We start from the raw sequence: 19,612 nt of genomic DNA on the forward strand, positions 1-19,612 counted from the left end.
CCTCAGCCGACCGAATGGGCTGCTTCGATCAGTGCGTGGTGCAGCGACCCTGCCGATGAGCGCGGCCCCAGTACGGACCAGCCCCGGTCCTGGCGGATCAGAAAACAGCCAAGGTGATGGATCGTTGTTCGCGTGACCCATCCCGGTTGAGCAGCCCGGACATCAGCCGGGCACAGCCGTTCGAACAGGTCGGCAACCGTTTCGCCCTCGACATCAAACCGGCACCAGCCGTCGGTTTGCTCGACAACAGACACGGCATCGCCAAGGGCGGATTTGATCACTTGCGCTATGCGTTCGTTGCCCGCATAGGGCGCATCGACCATCCAGCTGTCCGGGCCGATCCAGAACGCGAAATAGGCATCGCCTGCCGCCGACTGCTGCGGCTCGGGCAGCGCCAAACCCAGAAAGGCGTTTGCGGTGGATTGCACCTGGGCCTCGTGCCCCAGCCGGGCAGTCATCGAGGCCAACGCCCGGCCTGGGTTCTCGGTGATCGTCAACGCGCCGATGCGATCGACCTGCGGGGCGCTGCCGCCAAGCGGAGTGATGGGTACAAGATCAGACACGGAGTTTCTCTCCTTCCGGATCGACAAAATGGGCGCTGACGACTTCGACGGTAACCTCGGAACCCTCCAGCGGATTGACGGCACGGATGACCTCGCCCTTGCGGTTCGCGCCGTTCTTCAGAAAGCCGATGCCGATGGAATGGCCCAGCACCGGCGAATAGGCCGCCGAGGTGATGTAACCCTGATCGTTTTGGGCATCGACAGGGCCGTCCCGGTTCATCAGATGAGCGCCGGCGGTGACAGGGTTCTTGGGGTCCACCGGGCGGAAACCGACCTGCATCAGCGCGTCGGGTGTGTTCAGGCCCTCGCGTTCGGACAAGGTGTTGCCGATGCAATCCTTTTTCTTCGAAACCATCCGTTCCATGCCAAGGTTCCGGGCGGTCGTGGTGCCGTTCAGTTCATTGCCCGCCGCGTGCCCCTTTTCGATGCGCATGACGCCAAGCGCCTCGGTGCCATAGGGCACGACATCGAATTCCGCGCCCTCGTACATAATCCGCCGGATCAGTGCGTCGCCATAGCGGGTCGGTACCGCGATTTCATAGGCCAGCTCGCCCGAAAATGAGATCCGGAACAGACGCGCCCGCAGCCCCCCGCAAACGGTGATCTCACCGCAGGCCATGAAGGGGAACGCCTGGTTCGAGATGTCGAATTCGGGATCGACGATCTTTTGCAGCAGCTTGCGGCTGTTGGGACCGGCGACCGCGAATTGCGCCCAGGCCTCGGTGGTCGAGATCAGTTGCACATCCATATCCGGCCACAGGCACTGGCGCGCGAATTCCATGTTGCGATAGACCAGAACCGCGTTGGCGGTGGTCGTGGTCACGACAAAATGGTCTTCGGCAAGCCGCGCGGCGGTGCCGTCGTCATAAGCCACGCCATCCTCGCGCAGCATCAGGCCATAGCGGATCTTGCCTACGGCCAATTTGGCAAAGCCGTTGGCATAGATCCTGTTCAGGAACGCAGCCGCATCTGCGCCCTGCACGTCGATCTTGCCCAGCGTGGTCACATCGCAGACCCCAACCGATTTGCGCGTCTGCATTACCTCACGGTCCACCGACTGACGCCAATGGGTTTCGCCCGGGCGCGGGAACCATTGCGCGCGCAGCCAATTGCCGACCTCGACAAACACCGCGCCCTGTTCGGCGGCCCATTTGTGGCTGGGCGTTTCGCGGGTCGGGTGAAACTCCTTGCCGACCGAGCGGCCCGCGAAGGTGCCCATCGGAACCGGCGTATAGGGCGGGCGGAACATCGTCGTTCCGGTTTCGGGTATCGACTTGCCGGTCAGTTCAGCCATCACCGCCAACGCCCCCATATTCGATGTCTTGCCCTGATCGGTCGCCATGCCCAGCGTGGTATAGCGTTTCAGATGCTCGACCGCGCGGAAGTTCTCCTGATGCGCCAGTTTCACATCCTTGACGGTGACGTCGTTCTGCTGGTCGAGCCATGCGCGCCCCTTGCCCTCGGTCACGTGCCAGAAGGGGCGCAGATTGACCGGCGCATCCTCGGCACGGGGCAGATCGGCGGGTTTGGCCGCAATACCGCAATCGGCCAGTGCCTGAACTGCAGCACCGGCGCCACCCTGCAAGGCGCCGTGGGTCGAAAGATCGCCCCGGGCCGCACCTGCGACCGACATGCCCACGGGCAGATCATTGCCCGGTGCAAAGGCGGCGATTGCCTTGTTCCATTGGGGGCGTCCCCTTTGGTGGCAGGTCAGGTGAACGTTCGGGTTCCAGCCGCCCGACACCGCAAGCGCACCGCAGGGGATGTCGCGGGTCTGACCACCCAGTAAGCGAATGCGGATGCCGTTCAACCCCAGCCGCCCGCGGGTGTCGATCACCTGTGCCCCGGCAAAAAGCTCGGCCCCCTCGACAGCGGGTGCATCCGGTCGCACGTCGATCACCGCCGAAACGCCGACACCCTTGGCCAGCAGGTCGGCCGCGGTGCGGTGGCCGTCGTCGTTATTGGTGAACACCGCCACCGTCCGGTCCGGGGTTGCCGCCCAGCGGTTGGCATAGGCCCGGACCGCGCCCGCCAGCATCACGCCGGGGCGGTCGTTATTGGCGAATGCAATGGGCCGTTCAGTCGCCCCGGCGCAGAGCACGGATTGTCTGGAATAGATCCGCCACAGGATCTGGCGCGGCTTGCCTTCCTCCGGTACGGCCAGATGGTCGGATACCCGCTCGACTGCGCCGAAAATGCCGTGGTCAAAGGCTCCGATCACTGTGGTTCGCGGCAGAAGCCGGACGTTGTCCATTGCGGCCAGCTCGGCGCAGATCGCTGCGGCCCACCCGGCCCCCTCATGATCGTCCAGCAGGCCGGATTCGGCATTCAGCCGACCGCCCATCAGGGGATCCTCATCCGCCAGAATTACCCGCGCCCCGGCACGTCCAGCGGTCAGCGCCGCCGCCAGCCCGGCGGGCCCCGCCCCGATGATCAGCAGGTCGCAATGCAAAAAGCCCTTGTCATAGAGATCCGGGTCATCCTGAAACGAGATACTGCCCAGACCCGCCGCGCGTCGGATCGCGGGTTCATACAGCTTTTCCCAGAACGATTTTGGCCACATGAAGGTCTTGTAGTAGAACCCTGCAGTCAGGAAGTTCGATAGCCGGTCGTTGATCGCCAGCGCATCATGCCGGAGTGAGGGCCAGGCGTTCTGCGAGGTGGCGACCAGCCCCTCATACAGCTCGGCCACCGTGGCGCGGGTGTTCGGCTCCTGCCGGGCGCCGCTGCGCAGATGGACCAGCGCATTGGGTTCCTCGGACCCGGCGGTCAGGGGACCGCGAGGGCGATGGTACTTAAAGGACCGCCCCATAAGGCGTATCCCATTGGCCAGCAGCGCCGAGGCCAGTGTGTCCCCGGCATGGCCGACATAGCTTTTGCCGTCGAACTGAAAATTCAGTGTTGCGTCGTGGTCGATCAGACCCCCGGCCAGACGATTAACCTGTTTCATTTGCTCCGCCCCCGTGCCCTTGCCACGTCGCGGGCCAGTTCGACTTTCAGAATTTCATGCGTCAGCGTGTTGCGCGTCACCACCAGCCAGGACCGGTCGCCCCCTTCGTGAAACCACAACTCGCGGTGTTCCCCGGCGGGGTTGTTGCGCAGATATAGGTAGTCGTGGAAATCGTCGGCCGCCGTTTCCGATTGCCAGTCGGGCCGGTCGATCAGCGAGGCGTCCCCGAGATAGGTGAATTCCTGCGCGTCCCTGGGCCCGAGAAGCGGATGGTTGATGATCATGCGTCCTTATCCTTCTCAGTGCAGGTTGGGCTGCGCGCCCTGCCCTTTTTCGTCGATCATGCAGCCGCGCCGGAACCGGTCCAGCCGGTAGGCCGTGGCGGTTTCATGCGGTCGGTCGGTGGACAGCAGATGGGCAAAGCACCAGCCCGAAGCAGGCGTCGCCTTGAAGCCGCCGTAGCACCAGCCGCCATTGAAATAGAGCCCTTCGATATGCGTCCTGTCGATGAAGGGCGAGCCGTCCATCGACATGTCCATGACCCCGCCCCAGCTGCGCAGCAGCCGCGCGCGCCCCAGCGCTGGGATCAGCGAAATACCGCTTTCGATCACATCCTCGACCACCGGCAGGTTCCCGCGTTGGGCATAGGTGTTGTACATGTCCAGATCGCCGCCAAAGACCAGCCCGCCTTTGTCCGACTGGCTGCAATAGAAATGCCCCGCGCCATAGGTGATCACACCCGGGATGACGGGTTTCAGACCCTCGGAAACAAAGGCCTGCAGGACGTGGCTTTCGATCGGCAGGCGCATACCGGCCTTGGCCATGACCCGGCTGGACGAGCCCGCGACGCTGACGCCAACCTTGTTGGCCCCAATATAGCCGCGCGAGGTCTCGACCCCCAGAACCCTGCCGTTTTCGATGCGGAACCCGGTGACCTCGCAATTCTGGATGATGTCGACCCCGCGTCGGTCCGCGCCCCGGGCATAGCCCCAGGCCACCGCGTCGTGGCGTACCGTGCCGCCGCGCCGGTGTAGCAGCCCACCCTTGATCGGAAAGCGGGCATTGGCGAAATTCAGGAAGGGGTACATCCGGCGCACAGCCGCCACGTCCAGAAGTTCGGCGTCCGAGCCGTTCAAAATCATGGCATTGCCGCGCCGGCGCGCCGCGTCGCGCTGCGCGTCGGTATGCACCAGGTTCAGAATACCGCGCTGGCTGACCATGGCGTTATAATTCAGCTCCTGCTCGAGCCCCTCCCACAATTTCAGTGAGAATTCGTAAAACGGCTCATTGCCGTCCAGCAGATAGTTCGAGCGGATGATCGTGGTGTTCCGCCCGACATTGCCGCCGCCGATCCAGCCTTTTTCCAGCACGGCGATCCGTGCCTCGCCAAATTCCTTGGCCAGATAAAAGGCAGTCGCCAGTCCGTGGCCACCGCCGCCGACAATGACGAAATCATATTGTGCCTGCGGCTGGGGATCGCGCCAGGCCGGTCCCCAGCCCCGATGCCCGGTCAAAGCCTCTTTAATCACGCGAAATGCTGAATAGGTCATGAGTCCCTACCTCTGTTTGCGGCAAGGTGGGGAAATTCATCGCGGACGGACAGGCTCAAAACCGACTCGAGTGAAACCGTGTCCGACCAATTTTGCTCAAGTCGACGATGTCGGGATGACCTCGGCACTCGTCGACCGCCTCATTCACTTTTGCGGCATCATTGCAACCCTCAACGAGAGCGGGCGTTTCAAAACCCGTGAGTAGTCCCGGATCCGCAGTTGGCCCGATATGGCCACGCCGCTTGAGGGCTGCACCCCATCGGGCCGGGTATCGTCGTGCCACGGGGGATCAAAACCGGCTGATTGACTCCTTTCTGATTTAAGCACCGGAAGGGGTAAGAAAATCCAATGGCAACATCTTTTTGTACGTCCCGAAATTCATTAAGGTCGCGCCCATTGCTGACATTTAGCTCAATGACAAAATGGCAAAGCCAAGGAAAAACCTAAGCTCCGAGACAGGGCTGTTCGATCGCGTGGGATGGTTGTCCGAGTGCTCTGACGCACTTCGATACTGGTTCGCTGAGAACGGGCGATGGTTAGAAGTACCTGCGAAAACACCCCTGTTTCGTGATGGCGATGAGACGGACGGCATGTATGGTATCGGCGCGGGTGCGGTGGATCTGGAATTCGCGCCAGCAGATCTGGACAACATGGTTACTCTGCGCATTCAACCGGGTGGATGGGTTGGCCATGGCTCGCTGGTGCCCAACATGCCCCGGCCCTTCAATTTGGTTACATCAGTCGACAGCGCAGTCTATTTCGTGCCCGCTCAGGCCATTCGTCGTATTCTCAAGGAAAAGCCTGAATTTTGGCCTGAGTTCTATGCCTTCACGATCAATCAAATCCTGAGCCTCATGGCGTTTATCGGCGAAGCTCAGTCCTTGCCGCCGGAAGTCCGGTTGGCCCGTCAATTGCTGAGCCTGTCACCGGTGAGTTCGGCAGTCAAATTACGCCAGAGTGATCTTGCGGCAACTCTGGGAATGTCAATGTCCAGCATCCGTCGCGCGCTAAAGGTTCTGGTAGATGCCGGAATGGTTGAAACCGGGTACAACCGCGTGAATATCCTTGATCGCTGGCAACTGGAAACGATGTCCCGGAAACTATACTAAGATCCCGTATCCAATCGGACCTTTCGCGGCAACAAAACCACGTTCCGATACAATCGCGAGATCCGGTCATCGGTAGGGCGCGCAACCCCCGGTGTCCCTGAACTTGCACGCCCCGCATCTTACTCGATGCCCACTAAGACAGTTCCAATCTTTCCGGTAAACTCGAACGGAGCATGTTCTTCGTAGTCGGGGGTCACAACCGCGCCCAAATCTGCGCCAATATCCATGGTTTCCGTAGTGGAAAAACCAAAGGGAACTGTAGATTCTACGATACCTTTGGCGATTTCCTCTCCGTCCACACTTAGTGTCATTGGCCCACCGGCGATTGGGTTGTCCTCAAGCGAACCCTGACGACGGATAGTCGGAACCAATTATGTCCATGTCTGCGAAAACCGTCTAAACGCCCTGAAAGCCCTAGATGATGCTGGAGAGCTGACCCTGCGGGTCGAAGCCACAATCAGTTGGCAGGACGATATTTTCTCGGTCCGCCGCCGCTGGGAACTGCTGGCGGGTGAACGCCACTATTTTTGCAGCGCCCGGCTGAATTCGAATGCCGTGAAATTCCATTTTGATGGAACGGTTGAGCCCCGGTCGTCCTATCTGCTGACACCCTGGCCGGGCGAGGAAGAGTGGCGGGGCAAACTGAACCTGACGCCGGAACACATCACCGAAATGGCAGTGGATATGGATCGGCGCGGCATCCGGGTTGTGGCGCATTGCAACGGTGATGCGGCCTCGGACCTGTTTCTGGATGCAATTGCCGAAGTCCGACGGCGCAACGGCCCGGACGGCATACGCCACCAATGTGCCCACAGCGCCATTCTGTACGAGGCCAACCTACAGCGTTTCAAAGAGCTGGGCGTAATTGCCGAGTTTTCGCCGACAACCTGGTATCCGTCAAGCTTTGTGCTGGGCGTATGATCAGGATACGGACCAGAGCGGCTAGCGCATTCATACAACCTCAAAGGTGTTCTCGCGACCGGCGGTGTCGCCGTCTTTGGCACCGACTGGCCGGTTGCATCGGTCGATCCCTGGATCGCGCTGGAAACCTTGGTCACACGAGAATACCCATGGAGCGAGACAGAAGGGTTGTTCGGTGATCCGATCACACTGGAACAGGCAATCCGTGTCGCCACCATCGACGGCGCCTTGGCCATGGACCTCGAAGATCGCACTGCAGTGTCGAGATCGGAAAATCCGCCGATCTGATCGTGGTGGATCGCCACCTGTTCGAGGCCGAGCCCGAACGGAACATCCACGACACCCAGGTCGAACTGACCATGCTTGAGGGGCAGTTGGTGCAAGATCTTCACAGCCGGAATGACAGTACGGATCTTGAGGCCGTCTGGCAGGGACCGCCGCCGGATGTCGTTTGATCCCGACCCGATACAACGATTGACATCCCCCCCATCCGCACCAACAGGAGCATCGGATAAAAAGAACCAGTTCGAATCCCGTTCCAGTCACCGACATCGCCGGATTTCTGGGTGCGGGAAAGACGACTGTTCTGAATGAAATACTGCAGTCTGATCACGGTTTGCGCATTTCTGTCATGGTCAATGACTTTGGAGAGATCAACATTGACAGCCAGCTTATCGTCAGTGTTCAGGACAACGGTTTCAGCCTTGCAAACGGGTGTATCTGCTGCACCGTTCAAAGCGACCTGATCGAGCAGATCGCCGACCTGATGGCTTTGCGCGATGGCGCACCGGAATATATCCTTATCGAGATCAGCGGCGTGTCCCGCCCGGTCCGGGTCGTTCACACGCTGCAATATCCGTGGCTGCGCGGGCATGTTGCGCTGGACAGTGTCATCAGCGTGGTCGACGGCGATCAGTTCGCGGGTCTCGACGGAGATATGGCGCGGCTGGTGTTGGACCAACTGGATGCTGCCGATATCATTCTGATCAACAAGACGGATCTCGTTTCTCAGGACCAGCTCGAGATACTCAAGAATAAATGGCTCTACCCGACCGCGCGAATTTACGAAACAAGTTTTGGCAAGGTTCCCACCGAACTTTTGGTCAACATGGACGTCGAAAGAAATGCCAAACGGCATCGCGAAATGGCGCCTTGCGGTAAGGCGGCGGGGCGCAACGAAACGCAACCCGCCCACGACGTTGTATTTGACACTGGGGGTTGGAACCGCCTCGGGACCATGTCGTTAAAGCGGCTGCGGGAGTTTCTGGCTCAACTCCCGACAGATATCTATCGCGCGAAAGGGATCTTTGACATTGTTGAACTCCGGTCTAGCCAAGTGCCTTGCTGAATTTAATACGTAAATCCAGTCTTGGCGACCTCGGCCGGTGAACGGTATTTCAATCGAGACTTCTACCCCCTAGAGTTTAGAGGCGGTGCGCCCGTCATTTCCACTTTTTGGAAGACCGCAGCCGAAGTCTTCCACCCTGGGCATTTCCGGCGAAGGAATGTTACCAAAAAAGATTTGAGTGCCAGTATCAGCGCACCGTACCCGCTCGGACAAAATCATCCCATTGGAATTCCACGTCAAACAAACACGCTCTAAGTGGTAATGGCCTGAGAAAGCACGCACATCAGTTCGAACATGAGTGAAATACCCAGCCAGGCAGTTCCCCCGGCGGCATCGAAAGGCGGAGCCACTTCGACCAGATCGGCCCCGATCAGGCTCACGCCGCTCAGTTCGCGGATCACCCGTTGCGCCTGAAAGCTGTTGGGTCCTCCAATTTCCGGAGTACCGGTCCCCGGTGCGAAAGTGGGGTCGACGAAATCAATGTCATAGGTGCAATAGGTCGGTTGGGTGCCCACGATCTGGCGCACTTCGGCCATCACATCGGCAATGCCGCGGTCAAACAGTTCTTCGATACGGATGATCCGCACGCCCTGCTCAAGCCCCCAGTCGATATCTTCGGTGTTATAGGCGGTTCCGCGAATACCGACCTGTACGAAACGTTTCGGGTCGACCAGCCCCTCTTCGATTGCGCGGCGGAACGGTGTGCCGTGGGTAAATTTGCTCCCACCGAAATAGCTGTCGAACAGATCCGTATGGCTGTCGAACTGAATCAGACCCACCGGCCCGTCATCGGCCAGGGCCCGCAGGATCGGCAGCGTCACCAGATGGTCGCCGCCCGCCGTCATCGGTGTGATATTGCGGGCCTTCAGGTCCTTATAGAATTTTGTGATCCGATCCAGGCTGTCGTGAATATCCACCGGGTTTGGCGGCACATCACCCAGATCGGCGCAATTGACCGCCGCAAAGGGATTAACGCCGGTCGCAGGGTTCATAGCCCGGATCATCGTTGAATAGTCACGCAGCTGCCGCGGCCCGTGCCGCGCGCCGGGGCGGTTGGTGGTTCCGCCATCCCAGGGCACGCCCACCAGGCCCATCTGCACATTTCCATATCTTGGATGCTCGGGCGTCAGCCCCGGCAATCGCATAAAGGTCGGCACGCCCGCGAACCGTGCCAGCTCCATTGCCGATACCGGTTGAAAAAACTCATCACCCACACCCTTCATCACGTTTTCCCCGCTTTCACATTTTCCGCCACCATCGAGATCATTTCGAACATGATGGCCGAAGCCGTCAGTGCCGTGATCTGATTTGGGCTGTCCTTTGTCGGCATCATGCACACAATGTCGCCACCCACGATGTTCAACCCCCGTGCCGCATGCAGAAGAGCCACGGCCTCGTCGATATCAAACCCCTTTTCGCCCGCTTCAAGGTTGGAAACCGCTGGCGCGATCGTCGGATCCAGACAATCGAGATCAAAGGTAATATAAACCGGTCGCCTGCCCAGAACCTGTCTGATCTGGGCCACGATATCCCCAATCCCGCGTTTTCGGAATTCTTTCATCGTGACGACATTATATCCGTAGTCATACGAAGGCTGCAGCCAGTCCAGCGTGCGGGCATGGCCGCGCAACCCGATCTGCATCGAATGATGCGGATCGACCTTGCCCTGATCGGCCAGATAGGCGCCCCAGTGGGCGGCAGATTTCTTAGCCCCCAGAAAATGATCCACTTTGGTGAATACATCCGTATGGGCGTCGAAATGCAGAAAACAGACCGGCTCACCACCGGTGATCTTGCCACAGCCAAGCGCCTGAACGATTCCGCCGGTAATGGAATGATCGCCCCCAACCGAAATCGGCCGCGCGCCAGCGGTATCGATATCCGTGTAAAAGCGGGTGATCTGTTCGATACAGGCCTCGTTGTCATTGGCCCGGGGAAAGGGCACATCCCCCACATCCGCAATACTCGCAGCTTCCCACGGGTCTAGCTGAAATCCGCCATGCATCCGCCGTGAAACCGAAGACACATTCCGCAGCGCGCGCGGGCCCAGATGCTGATCCCGTTCGGTCGTGCCGTTCCCGGTGGAATGCGGAACGCCGACCAGCGCGATATCCTGCCCCTCTGGGCCTTGGTTGGGACAGCGGAACATGGTTGGGATACCCCACCAATAAAGGTTTTCCATCATGGATTTATGATGTTCGTCAGCCATATGCAGATCCGTTCCAGAAAGAAAATGCGCCCCGATCCCAACTTAGGACCGGCGCAGTCGGAGAGGTGTTCTAGTGTCCGCCAACCTTGCGGCGGTACACGCCCTGTGCGATCCGGTCGATGACCATGGCACAGAAAAGGATGGCCAGCCCGCCAAGCAAGCCCTGCCCCTTGGCTGCGTATTGCAGAGCCTCCAGGATCAGCGCACCCAGCCCTTCGGCCCCGATGAGCGACGCAATCACCACCATTGACAGCGACATCAGAATGGTTTGGTTGATCCCCGTCATGATCGACGGCAGCGCAAGCGGCAGTTCCACATTGAACAGCAACTGACGTTTTGAACAACCAAAGGCGATGGCGGCCTCTTTGGTGCTTTCGGGCACGCCCCGCATACCAAGCGCCGTCAGGCGGATTACCGGCGGCATGGCAAAGACCAGCGTCGCCAGAACCCCCGGCGGTTTTCCAGTGCCGAAAAAGGCGATGATCGGGATCAGATAGACGAATGCCGGCATGGTTTGCATGAAGTCCAGCACGGGTTCTGCAAAGGTATAAGCGCGTTTGGATTTGCCGAACCAGATCCCCAGCGGAATGCCGATCGCCACGCACAGAAACGCACCGGCCCCGATTAGCGCAATGGTGATCATCGACAGTTCCCACAATCCCATGAAAGCGAGATAGGCCAGAGACGCGGCGGTAAATATAGCCACCCTCGGTCCCGCAAGCCTGTGCGCCAGGACCACAGTGACAAACATGACAACCGGCCAGGGCGTTTCGATCAGCAGGATTTCAAGGCCATCCAGCACCCAGCGGATGCCTGCGGTCACGCCGTCAAAGACATCTCCGAAATTGTTGGCCAGCCAGTCAAATCCGGTGTCACCCTTCTTGGACAGGTAAGCAAAATATTCCCTGCCCACCGGGAATTCGGTGATCGGGATACGATCGCCCAACAGGCCACCGGTCAGTTTTGCCACAAACGCGTTCGGGTCGGCGACAGTGAACCGGATCAGGGTCAGCGGCCAGATGGCAAGCAGCCCCAGCAGACCGAACAGAATACCCGATTGCCTGATCCCCGACTGCACGCTTTGCGAGGCACGCCAGCGCAGATATTGCGCCTCATAGGCGTAATTGGCATAAAACCCCTCGGCCAGCTTGATCAAAGCCATCAGGATCAGGCCGGTCAGTAAGATACCAAATGCTTCGCTTGAGGCGCTATTGGCGGCCTGCAGGGCATTGTCGGCCGCGCCGCGCAGATTGTTGGCGATCTTCAGCTTTGCCTCAGCTCCGGCGATATCCCCGGCGGCCGTCAGCTCGGCCGCCTGCGCCTCACGCTTTGCGATATTATCAATCAGTCGTTCGTATCGTGCCAGCTGATCCGCACCCAACTGGCCCCATAGACCGCGCCCGATCTGAACCAGCGCAAACAGTTCCAGCGTCAGGAAAATCCAGAAGAACCCCCAAACGCCCCGGGCCGAGCCCCAGATCGGGCCAAAAACCGCTGCCATAGTGTTCCACGACCAGGCGAAACCGGTCTGGCCCTGAATTTTGCTGAACTCGGCGGAATAGTAATCTGCATTTTCAATGGCAAAGGCGGAAACACTGTGATTATCACCGGCAGAGTCGTTATTTGTCATCGGACCTGTGCCGGTCGTCGCAGTTAGATCCGTCATGCTTTGCCCCCCTGAATGCCTTTCAGCAACGTTGCCCGGTCAACAACTCCGATATCGGTGCCATCGTCGCCGGTGATGATGATGACGTTGTCGGTTGTGATCGCGATATCGATCAGATGATCCAGATCGGTACCGTGATGGGCGCGTGGACTTTCTTCGAAATTCACCGGACGCGAAGGTTCGTATTCACTGATCGGCACCATGATCGAATGGGCGAAAACCAGCTTGAGCTTGGAAATCCCGTCGACAAAGTCGCGCACATAGTCATCCGCGGGTTGGGTCACGATTTCTTCCGGAGTGCCGATCTGTACGATGCGCCCGTCCTTCATGATGGCGATGCGGTTGCCGATCCGGATCGCCTCGTCCAGATCGTGGGTGATGAAGACTGTCGTCTTGTGCAACTCGGCTGACAGCGCCATGAACTGATCCTGCAACTGCCGCCGGATCAACGGATCAAGCGCCGAAAACGGCTCATCCATCAGCAGCACGTCGGGATCCGAGGCCAGCGCCCGCGCCAGGCCGACCCGTTGCTGCATACCACCGGACAATTCACTTGGAAAACGTTCCTCATAGCCGGTCAGATTGACCCGCTCCAGGCATCTCTGCGACACCTCCCAGCGCCGCGACTTCGGTTCGCCACGCACCTGCAGGGGGAAACCCACATTATCGCGTACGGTGCGGTGCGGTAGCAAGGCCATGTGTTGAAAAACCATGCCGATATTGTTGGCCCGCATTTCACGCAATTCACCGTCGGACAGGTTCAGCATATCGTTGCCCATCACGTTGATGCTGCCTGCCGTGGGCTCGATCAGCCGGTTCAGGTGGCGCACCATTGTGGATTTTCCTGAACCCGACAGGCCCATCACACAGAAAATCTCACCCCGTTTTACCGAAAACGAGACATCTGCGATCCCCACCACGCATCCGAACTCCTTCAGGACTTCGGGTTTGCCCAAACCCCGTTCGCGAATGGCTGCCATCGCCGCATCCGCATTGGTGCCGAAAATTTTCCAGACACCATCCAGAGTGATTACGTCATCTGTCATGATTTGCTCCTGGCCTGACCCATGGGTCCGGTTGGCTGAGCGGCGCACCTGCGGCGCGCCGCTCAGATGCCTTCAGTTGAACCAGGAATCCACCAGATTGGTGTTCTCATCGACCCATTTGCGGGCGTAGTCCGCCGGATCTGCTCCGTCGACGGACAACGCATAAACGATGGCGTTGATCTGTTCGGTGGTCAGCTTGACCTTTGACAGCATAGCCGCGGCCTCCGGCTGCGCCTCGTCCAGCGCGGTTGAGTAGAACACATGCAGCCTGGCGGCATCCCAGGCGGTGGGCGCGGACGAAACCTCCAGCCAGTTCGGATCGTCCGTGGGCTGAGTGATCTTCCATTGCGCCGCGTCATAGGCGGGCTCGGTCAGCGGCACCAGATCATAGAGGGAGAACATGTGGTGTGGGGTGTAGCAGTAGAAAACGATGTTCTGGCCTTGTGCCACGGCGTTGTCGACCTGCGCCAGCGCCAGCGCCTCGTCCATTTCCATCAGGTTCATGGTCTCGGCATAGCCATAGGACTTGGCCCGGATTTTTTCGACATTGGTCGAAGCCCACCCGGCGCCGCCGATCCACATCTCACCCCGGCCATCGCCGTCAGTGTCGAAATTCGCCGCCATGTCCGGATCGGTCAGATCGCTGAGCGCCGAGATGCCGGTACGTTCCTGCGTGTCTTTAGTGACGCAGATGTTCTGATCCGACAAAACCGCGTTCGGGTTATACGTCACGCTGCCCTTTTCGGTTACAAAGGTGTCGTGCAGGTTTTGCTGGTTCGGCAGCCAGACCTCGGGGTGCACATGCATTGCACCCGAATCCATCGCCTCGAAAATGATCGGGTTGGAACCGTTCTGCAGCTCGACCGTCAGGCCAAGATTGTCCTCGAGAGCAACCTTGAGGATATGCGCCGTGCCGCGAACCGACGCCCAGTTCGGTACACCGATCACCACGTCCTGCGCGAGCGCAGCGGTTCCGAACGTAACCGCCAGAGCCGAAGCCGCCAGTGTTTTACATAATTTCATTATCAGATCTCCCTAGCTGTTGGATAAGGTTTTTTTCTTGGTACCGCCGCTGCTGGTCGCCTGCGGGGCCGCCAGAGTGAAATTCCTGGACAGCGCAACCGCAGCAAGAAACATGACATTGCAACCTGCTGCCAGATGGTCAGGTTCCGCCCATTCGGCCTCGTTGTGGCTTAGCCCGTCCTTGCAAGGGACGAACACCATCGCCGTAGGAACCTTGCTCGCCACCTGACATGCGTCATGGGCGGCGCCCGAAACCATGCGGCGACGCGGATAGCCCAGTGCCCGGGTTGCGGTTTCGTCCACATCAACACAGCGGCGGTCGAACTTGATCGGAGGGTTGTGCCAGATCATATCCAGACTGACCGACGCGGCGGTGTTTTCGGCGGCCGCATCCCGCAGGGCCTTGTCCATCGCGCTCAGCGACAAAGCTTCGGGGTGGCGAAAATCAACAGCGAACCGAACCTCGCCCGGTATCGGATTTCTGGAATTTGGGCTGACATGCAGTTCACCCACTGTGCCAACACCGTCCGGACCGTACGCCAGCGCGATGTCCTTTACGGCCTGAATCAGCCGCCCACATCCACCCCCGGCCAGCGCGCCGATCCGCGCCATTTCCATCGGGCTTTGCCACAGGCGATCTCCATTTATCCGCAGATCACCCGTCATGCGGCCTCGCGGTGCAGCGCCTGGCACAGGCAATGGACACCGCCGCCACCCAGCGTGAACATCGACATATCGGGATCGTAAACCTCAAATCCCAGTGCACGCATTTTGGCATTCAGATCTGTGGCCCCGGCCATCGACAAGACCTTGCTGTCCCCCAGTGCCACAAGGTTGACACCCAGGTTTTTTGCCTCGCGGTATTCGACACTCACGATCTCGATGCCCCAGCCTTTGACAATATCCACCAGCCAGGGCTCCATTGCGTCGACGCAGGCCACAACGAGTTTCTCGGCCAACGGCACGATCAGGCCATCCATGTGCACAAAGTCACGGCTGATTGGGGCCACCACGGCCTCCCATCCTTCGACCCTCATGAATTCGGCGACTTGTTCTGAACCCACTTGTTCAGACCGTTCTCCGCTGTAGCCGATCAACACCCGGCCCGGTTCGATGATGTTGAAATCACCGCCTTCGAAATGACCCGCAGTAGCGAAATTCCAGATCGGGATACCGTTTTCCTGATAGAACTTGATCGCGGTGGCATAATCTGCCCGGCGGCATTTCAATTGCATGTGACAGATCAGGGCGCCCCAGGGCGTCATGGCCGAACTGTCGCGGGCGAAAAAATTCCGGTGCAACACTTCATCGCTGTCGAGATAATGGCAGGTCACCCCGTTGTCTTCGTAGATCGAGACCATTTCGGCATGTTGCGCCATCGCCTGCTGCAAGTCGAATTTCACACCGGTCTTGTGTGCATTTGCCAGAGTACGCCCGATCAACGGACCCGCCTCGACCCATTTGAAATAGTCCGGGCGACCCAGCAAAACATCCGTCAGCTTTGCATAGTCGTTGTCAATGCCCCAGTTTTGCGAGAGCCCACTGTTCAATCCCATCTCGCTCAGATCCTCCCATGGACATGCGTTTCAGACCCGAGCGTCGCATGGCTAACATTTGGAATAAATTACAAACTAAGGGATTTAACTTGCATATACATACAGGTAATATTCATTCATGCTGCCTCCCTCCTTCTCCAAAGCCGACCTGCACCTGCTTTATGTATTTTCTGCCGTCGTCGAGGCGCGTGGTTTTTCGGCGGCACAGATTGTGCTCAACGTGTCGGCTTCCACAATTTCGAGACAAATTGCTGACCTGGAAACACGCCTGGGCATGCGTTTGTGCCAGCGCGGCCGCAAAGGCTTTCGTCTGACCGACAAGGGTGAAATCGTTTATGCGGCTTCACGCAAATTGTTCGCTTCCCTCGATCAGTTTGGTGAAACGGTGGACGGGACACGCGGCAAGCTTGTTGGCAGATTGTCCGTCGCTGCCATTGATAACTGGGTTTTCAACGACGACGCTCCGATTATGGGCGCGTTGGCAAAACTCACGCGAATAGCACCAGACGTTTCAGTCGAGATACATTCGCTTGCCCCCGACGACATTGAAATCGCGGTGCAGGATGGTCAGGTCGCGGTCGGTGTGGGTGTATTTCACAAACACAAACCCGGCTTGATCTATGAAGTCCTCGGGATTGAAAGAATTGGCTTGTACTGCGGCGTCGGCAATCCATTGTTTGACACCGCAACCGCATCTGACGTCGAGAGGCTTTTGCCCGAGGCCAATTTTTGCAAGCGTGCCTACCTGAATGAAGATTTGGTGGCCCCGATCTCGCGCGGGTTACGGTCGAATGCCAGCGCTCATCAAATCGAAGGTATCGCCATGCTTGTCCTTACGGGTAAGTACATTGGGTACTTGCCCGAAAGTTTTGCCGATATTTGGGTGCGAGAGGGAAGGCTACGCTCGGTCGGGGACGGCATTTTTGATCTGAAGTCAGATATCAAACTGGTCAGAAAGCGCGGCGAAGAACCCAATCTGGTAGGAAAGACATTCATCCAACTTCTGAAGGAAGCAGCAACAAAAGAAAATTGAGAGTGTTTGATCCCAGGGTTTGATGGCGCGATCCAATGGCCGTCAGTGCATTGCGTAGCAATGTCACGAGAGGCGCAAGCTTCGAACGCGAAGCTGAGCTGCGAACTTGGAATTAACGCGAAGTCCGATGCGAAATGGCGAAAGCGCCTAGCGGTCGAGGATAGAAAAACAGGGCTAAAGGATCCGAGTCCGACAGTCCTAAGCAAAGATGAAGAGGCGATGGTCGTAGCCTTTCGGCGTCATGCCTAGCTGCCGCTTGATGATTGCCTCTGTATCCTGCAGACCTCTATGCCTCACCTGACGCGATCTTCCATTCAAACGGGTTTTTCGCCATGGAATCCCCGGAACGGACCCGCGTGTAGTATGTGGGTTGTGGAACCGTGAATATTGTCCCTCGCCCCTGTCAGCTTCTGCCAACGTCCTGATGATTGAAAACAAGGTATTCTTCTATCAGACGCCACATTTAAAAAAACAATCCTGTTCATTGATACGATCAATGGTTCACTGGCAGACGCACTGTGTGAACATACCCGGCAAATAAGTGCCGTGATTGATCGACATACTCGGCGCCGGCGAGGGCGGTCGCCAAGAGGCGGAAGCGCGCGACAGTCAGGCAGCGCTAGACAGTTCTGAAGGAACTGCACGCATCCGTTCCGAGCGTAGCGGAGCAGGCGAAAATTGCCATGTGGCTTTGGCAGTTGGCCGATACTTGCCCTATTGCGACCAAATCAGAGGAGCCAGCCAGATTTCACAAAGCTCCAAAGCCTTCCTTGCTTTTGTATCCATTCGTGGCGCAATGTTTATTTGTTCACAGTCAAGGGCAACACTTTACCGTATTTCGCTATGCACATTCGTTTTGTTTGACTGACTTCGGAATTCCTTTGCGGGTGGGAAAATGGATAGACGTCTTACCACTATCGTAGCCGCCGACCTGGCCGGGTACTCGCGCCTGATGGCGGTGGATGAGGAAAGCGTTATTCGCCGCCTACGGGCAGTACGGTTCGAAGTTGTTGAGCCGCTGGTAGAAAAGGACGGCGGAAAGATAATCAAAACCATGGGCGACGGCCTGTTGGCCGAGTTTCCCTCTCCGGTGGCAGCAGTTCGCTGCGTGATCGACATTCAGACCGCAATTGCGGCGCGAGAAGTCGGGCCGGAAGATCAAAGATTGCGGTTCAGAGTCGGAATCAACCTGGGAGACATCGTAGAGGACGCCGGGGATATACTGGGCGATGGTGTCAATGTCGCGGCGAGGTTGGAGCAACTGGCCGCTCCTGGCGGCGCGGTGATAAGCCGGTCGGTCCATGACCAGCTGCGCGGCAAGGTGACCGCGAGGTTGACGCCGATGGGACCGCAAAGGGTCAAGAACATTCCCGATACCATTGACGCGTGGAGGGTTGAGGTCGCTGGCGCCACCGAGGCGCCGATGACCTATGAGTTGCCGGAAAAACCTTCGATAATTGTCTTGCCGTTCGACAACATGTCTCCGGACCAGGATCAGGAGTTCTTCTGCGACGGATTGGTTGAAGACCTGACCACCGCACTTAGCCGTTTCAGGCAGCTATTCGTGATTGCCCGCAATACGGCCTTTACTTTCAAAGCCAAAAGTGTGGACGTTCGCGAAGTCTCACGCGCGCTTGGCGTGCGGTACGTTCTGGAAGGTTCCGTTCGCACGGCCGGACGGCGTCTGCGCGTGACGGCTCAGTTGATAGATGCCGTAAATGACAGGCATATCTGGGCCGAGAAATTCGACGGGAACAACGAGGATGTATTCGATTTTCAGGACCAGCTGACGGCCAACATTGCCGCAGCGATTTTGCCGGAAGTCTCTGCCGCAGAGGTGGAAAACGCGAACCGCCGAAATACCGAGAATCTGTCGACCTGGATGCTCAACGCACGTGCACTTGCGGAACTGGCCGCCTTTTCGCCGGACAGCATGCTGCGCGGGCTGAGTTTTGCCACCGAGGCATTGAAATCGGACCCGGACAATTCGCAAAGCCATGCAATTGTTTCAAATATCCACGCCATGGAGACAATTTACGCATGGAATCGCGCGCCGAAAGAGTCTGTTGCTCTGGCAGGCGCGGCCGCCCGGAGCGCGATTGCTTTGGACCGGAAAAACGAAGATGCGCTTGGCGCGCTTGGCATGTGCTCGCTCGTTGCCAAGAACCATTCCGAGGCAATTTCACTTTACCGCCGCGCGCTTGATCTCAACCCGAATTCGGTAAGCAACATGAACGGCCTGGGCATGACGCTTGTCTACAATCACGAACTTGAGGAAGGCGTCGAACTGCTCAGGCAAGCGATACGCCTGGGACCTCGGGATCACTGGACCTGTTTCAGCATCTGCCATGTCGGGTTCGCAGATTTTTTCCGCGGCAATCTGGAAGCCGCTATTGAAAGTGCGGATCAGGCGCATCAGGAATTTCCGCGGCATCCGACACCGCACAGGATAAAGGCGGCCTGCCTTGGACTTCTTGGTCGTATTGACGACGCTCATGCCGAACTGGCTGCGCTGCAAAAACTCGCGCCCAACGTCTCGCTTTCTCAGACGCGGGCGGGTGTTCCTTTTGCGTTCGAGGAAGACGCCGACAATTACATCGAAGGTCTGCGCTGCGCCGGTATGCCCGAGAACTAGGGC

Annotated in this window: 18 protein-coding genes and 2 pseudogenes; 8 read left to right on the forward strand and 12 right to left on the reverse strand. The window is 58.4% G+C overall.

The genetic code is table 11. From position 1 onward, the window contains the following. Positions 1-2: 2 nt before the first annotated feature. Genes ACR0AO_RS20655 through ACR0AO_RS20670 form a run of 4 tightly spaced genes read right to left on the reverse strand, consistent with a single transcriptional unit; the run spans position 3 to position 5,063 of the window. Positions 3-563 carry a sarcosine oxidase subunit gamma gene (locus ACR0AO_RS20655; protein ID WP_480607923.1) on the reverse strand — a complete coding sequence of 187 codons (561 nt, stop codon included), beginning with the start codon at positions 561-563 and terminating at the stop codon, positions 3-5. Continuing rightward, complete coding sequence (locus tag ACR0AO_RS20660) at positions 556-3,513, reverse strand: sarcosine oxidase subunit alpha family protein (RefSeq protein WP_480607925.1); 2,958 nt, start codon at positions 3,511-3,513, stop codon at positions 556-558. Before ACR0AO_RS20660 ends, ACR0AO_RS20655 begins: the two co-directional genes overlap by 8 nt. Beyond that, on the reverse strand, positions 3,510-3,797 hold the full coding sequence (locus ACR0AO_RS20665; RefSeq protein WP_480607928.1) for a sarcosine oxidase subunit delta: 288 nt from the start codon (positions 3,795-3,797) through the stop codon (positions 3,510-3,512). Before ACR0AO_RS20665 ends, ACR0AO_RS20660 begins: the two co-directional genes overlap by 4 nt. A 15-nt stretch (positions 3,798-3,812) precedes the next feature. Continuing rightward, entirely contained in the window at positions 3,813-5,063 is a 1,251-nt protein-coding gene (locus ACR0AO_RS20670) for a sarcosine oxidase subunit beta family protein (RefSeq protein ID WP_480607930.1), read from the reverse strand. Between the two features lie 422 nt (positions 5,064-5,485). On the opposite strand from ACR0AO_RS20670, the gene ACR0AO_RS20675 reads away from it, so the two are divergent. Next, positions 5,486-6,172, forward strand: a complete 687-nt coding sequence (locus ACR0AO_RS20675; RefSeq protein ID WP_480607933.1) for a Crp/Fnr family transcriptional regulator — start codon at positions 5,486-5,488, stop codon at positions 6,170-6,172. A 119-nt stretch (positions 6,173-6,291) separates the two neighbouring features. Here the strand turns inward: ACR0AO_RS20675 and ACR0AO_RS20680 are convergent, their stop codons facing one another. Further along, positions 6,292-6,483: a hypothetical protein gene (locus ACR0AO_RS20680; protein ID WP_480607936.1), complete on the reverse strand. Its 192-nt coding sequence runs from the start codon at positions 6,481-6,483 to the stop codon at positions 6,292-6,294. 127 nt (positions 6,484-6,610) lie between these two features. Here ACR0AO_RS20680 and ACR0AO_RS20685 point away from each other — a divergent pair. The 3 genes and pseudogenes from ACR0AO_RS20685 (at position 6,611) to ACR0AO_RS20695 (ending at position 8,441) form a co-directional block, all read left to right on the forward strand. Further along, a pseudogene (locus ACR0AO_RS20685) lies at positions 6,611-7,381 on the forward strand (amidohydrolase family protein). Between the two features lie 2 nt (positions 7,382-7,383). Continuing rightward, the gene (locus tag ACR0AO_RS20690) at positions 7,384-7,548 is read left to right on the forward strand and encodes a hypothetical protein (protein WP_480607938.1); all 165 of its coding nucleotides are present in this window, start codon (positions 7,384-7,386) and stop codon (positions 7,546-7,548) included. A 95-nt stretch (positions 7,549-7,643) separates the two neighbouring features. Then, complete coding sequence (locus ACR0AO_RS20695; protein ID WP_480608004.1) at positions 7,644-8,441, forward strand: CobW family GTP-binding protein; 798 nt, start codon at positions 7,644-7,646, stop codon at positions 8,439-8,441. Between the two features lie 251 nt (positions 8,442-8,692). Here ACR0AO_RS20695 and speB read toward each other — a convergent pair whose 3' ends face one another. From speB to ACR0AO_RS20730, 7 genes are all read right to left on the reverse strand, one after another. Then, the gene (gene speB / locus ACR0AO_RS20700; RefSeq protein WP_480607940.1) at positions 8,693-9,664 is read right to left on the reverse strand and encodes an agmatinase; all 972 of its coding nucleotides are present in this window, start codon (positions 9,662-9,664) and stop codon (positions 8,693-8,695) included. Beyond that, a complete protein-coding gene (locus tag ACR0AO_RS20705; protein ID WP_480607942.1) occupies positions 9,664-10,650 on the reverse strand; it encodes an arginase family protein in 987 nt (328 codons plus the stop codon). The genes speB and ACR0AO_RS20705 overlap by 1 nt, the downstream gene beginning before the upstream one ends. A gap of 70 nt (positions 10,651-10,720) precedes the next feature. Further along, the gene (locus ACR0AO_RS20710; protein WP_480607945.1) at positions 10,721-12,316 is read right to left on the reverse strand and encodes an ABC transporter permease; all 1,596 of its coding nucleotides are present in this window, start codon (positions 12,314-12,316) and stop codon (positions 10,721-10,723) included. Continuing rightward, entirely contained in the window at positions 12,313-13,362 is a 1,050-nt protein-coding gene (locus ACR0AO_RS20715; protein WP_480607948.1) for a quaternary amine ABC transporter ATP-binding protein, read from the reverse strand. Before ACR0AO_RS20715 ends, ACR0AO_RS20710 begins: the two co-directional genes overlap by 4 nt. A gap of 72 nt (positions 13,363-13,434) precedes the next feature. Further along, positions 13,435-14,385: an ABC transporter substrate-binding protein gene (locus ACR0AO_RS20720; protein ID WP_480607951.1), complete on the reverse strand. Its 951-nt coding sequence runs from the start codon at positions 14,383-14,385 to the stop codon at positions 13,435-13,437. A gap of 12 nt (positions 14,386-14,397) precedes the next feature. After that, positions 14,398-15,051, reverse strand: a complete 654-nt coding sequence (locus ACR0AO_RS20725; protein ID WP_480607953.1) for a M20/M25/M40 family metallo-hydrolase — start codon at positions 15,049-15,051, stop codon at positions 14,398-14,400. Beyond that, a complete protein-coding gene (locus tag ACR0AO_RS20730) occupies positions 15,048-15,941 on the reverse strand; it encodes a dimethylarginine dimethylaminohydrolase family protein (RefSeq protein WP_480607956.1) in 894 nt (297 codons plus the stop codon). Before ACR0AO_RS20730 ends, ACR0AO_RS20725 begins: the two co-directional genes overlap by 4 nt. 118 nt (positions 15,942-16,059) lie before the next feature. On the opposite strand from ACR0AO_RS20730, the gene ACR0AO_RS20735 reads away from it, so the two are divergent. From ACR0AO_RS20735 to ACR0AO_RS20750, 4 genes and pseudogenes are all read left to right on the forward strand, one after another. Then, a complete protein-coding gene (locus ACR0AO_RS20735) occupies positions 16,060-16,974 on the forward strand; it encodes a LysR family transcriptional regulator (RefSeq protein ID WP_480607958.1) in 915 nt (304 codons plus the stop codon). A gap of 60 nt (positions 16,975-17,034) precedes the next feature. After that, a pseudogene (locus tag ACR0AO_RS20740) lies at positions 17,035-17,289 on the forward strand (IS481 family transposase); the annotation flags it as partial. Between the two features lie 235 nt (positions 17,290-17,524). Then, complete coding sequence (locus ACR0AO_RS20745) at positions 17,525-17,842, forward strand: hypothetical protein (protein WP_480607961.1); 318 nt, start codon at positions 17,525-17,527, stop codon at positions 17,840-17,842. A 27-nt stretch (positions 17,843-17,869) separates the two neighbouring features. Continuing rightward, positions 17,870-19,609, forward strand: a complete 1,740-nt coding sequence (locus tag ACR0AO_RS20750) for a tetratricopeptide repeat protein (RefSeq protein ID WP_480607963.1) — start codon at positions 17,870-17,872, stop codon at positions 19,607-19,609. The last annotated feature ends 3 nt before the right edge of the window (positions 19,610-19,612 follow it).

Source organism: Ruegeria sp. AF8 (genome assembly GCF_056541825.1).

What these genes read in the sequence shown, in the direction of transcription:
- ACR0AO_RS20660 (WP_480607925.1), bottom strand. Translation starts at nt 3,513, where the DNA reads ATGAAACAGGTTAATCGTCTGGCCGGGGGTCTGATCGACCACGACGCA.
- ACR0AO_RS20665 (WP_480607928.1), bottom strand. Translation starts at nt 3,797, where the DNA reads ATGATCATCAACCATCCGCTTCTCGGGCCCAGGGACGCGCAGGAATTC.
- ACR0AO_RS20670 (WP_480607930.1), bottom strand. Translation starts at nt 5,063, where the DNA reads ATGACCTATTCAGCATTTCGCGTGATTAAAGAGGCTTTGACCGGGCAT.
- ACR0AO_RS20675 (WP_480607933.1), top strand. Translation starts at nt 5,486, where the DNA reads ATGGCAAAGCCAAGGAAAAACCTAAGCTCCGAGACAGGGCTGTTCGAT.
- ACR0AO_RS20680 (WP_480607936.1), bottom strand. Translation starts at nt 6,483, where the DNA reads ATGACACTAAGTGTGGACGGAGAGGAAATCGCCAAAGGTATCGTAGAA.
- speB (WP_480607940.1), bottom strand. Translation starts at nt 9,664, where the DNA reads ATGAAGGGTGTGGGTGATGAGTTTTTTCAACCGGTATCGGCAATGGAG.
- ACR0AO_RS20705 (WP_480607942.1), bottom strand. Translation starts at nt 10,650, where the DNA reads ATGGCTGACGAACATCATAAATCCATGATGGAAAACCTTTATTGGTGG.
- ACR0AO_RS20710 (WP_480607945.1), bottom strand. Translation starts at nt 12,316, where the DNA reads ATGACGGATCTAACTGCGACGACCGGCACAGGTCCGATGACAAATAAC.
- ACR0AO_RS20715 (WP_480607948.1), bottom strand. Translation starts at nt 13,362, where the DNA reads ATGACAGATGACGTAATCACTCTGGATGGTGTCTGGAAAATTTTCGGC.
- ACR0AO_RS20720 (WP_480607951.1), bottom strand. Translation starts at nt 14,385, where the DNA reads ATGAAATTATGTAAAACACTGGCGGCTTCGGCTCTGGCGGTTACGTTC.
- ACR0AO_RS20725 (WP_480607953.1), bottom strand. Translation starts at nt 15,051, where the DNA reads ATGACGGGTGATCTGCGGATAAATGGAGATCGCCTGTGGCAAAGCCCG.
- ACR0AO_RS20730 (WP_480607956.1), bottom strand. Translation starts at nt 15,941, where the DNA reads ATGGGATTGAACAGTGGGCTCTCGCAAAACTGGGGCATTGACAACGAC.
- ACR0AO_RS20735 (WP_480607958.1), top strand. Translation starts at nt 16,060, where the DNA reads ATGCTGCCTCCCTCCTTCTCCAAAGCCGACCTGCACCTGCTTTATGTA.
- ACR0AO_RS20750 (WP_480607963.1), top strand. Translation starts at nt 17,870, where the DNA reads ATGGATAGACGTCTTACCACTATCGTAGCCGCCGACCTGGCCGGGTAC.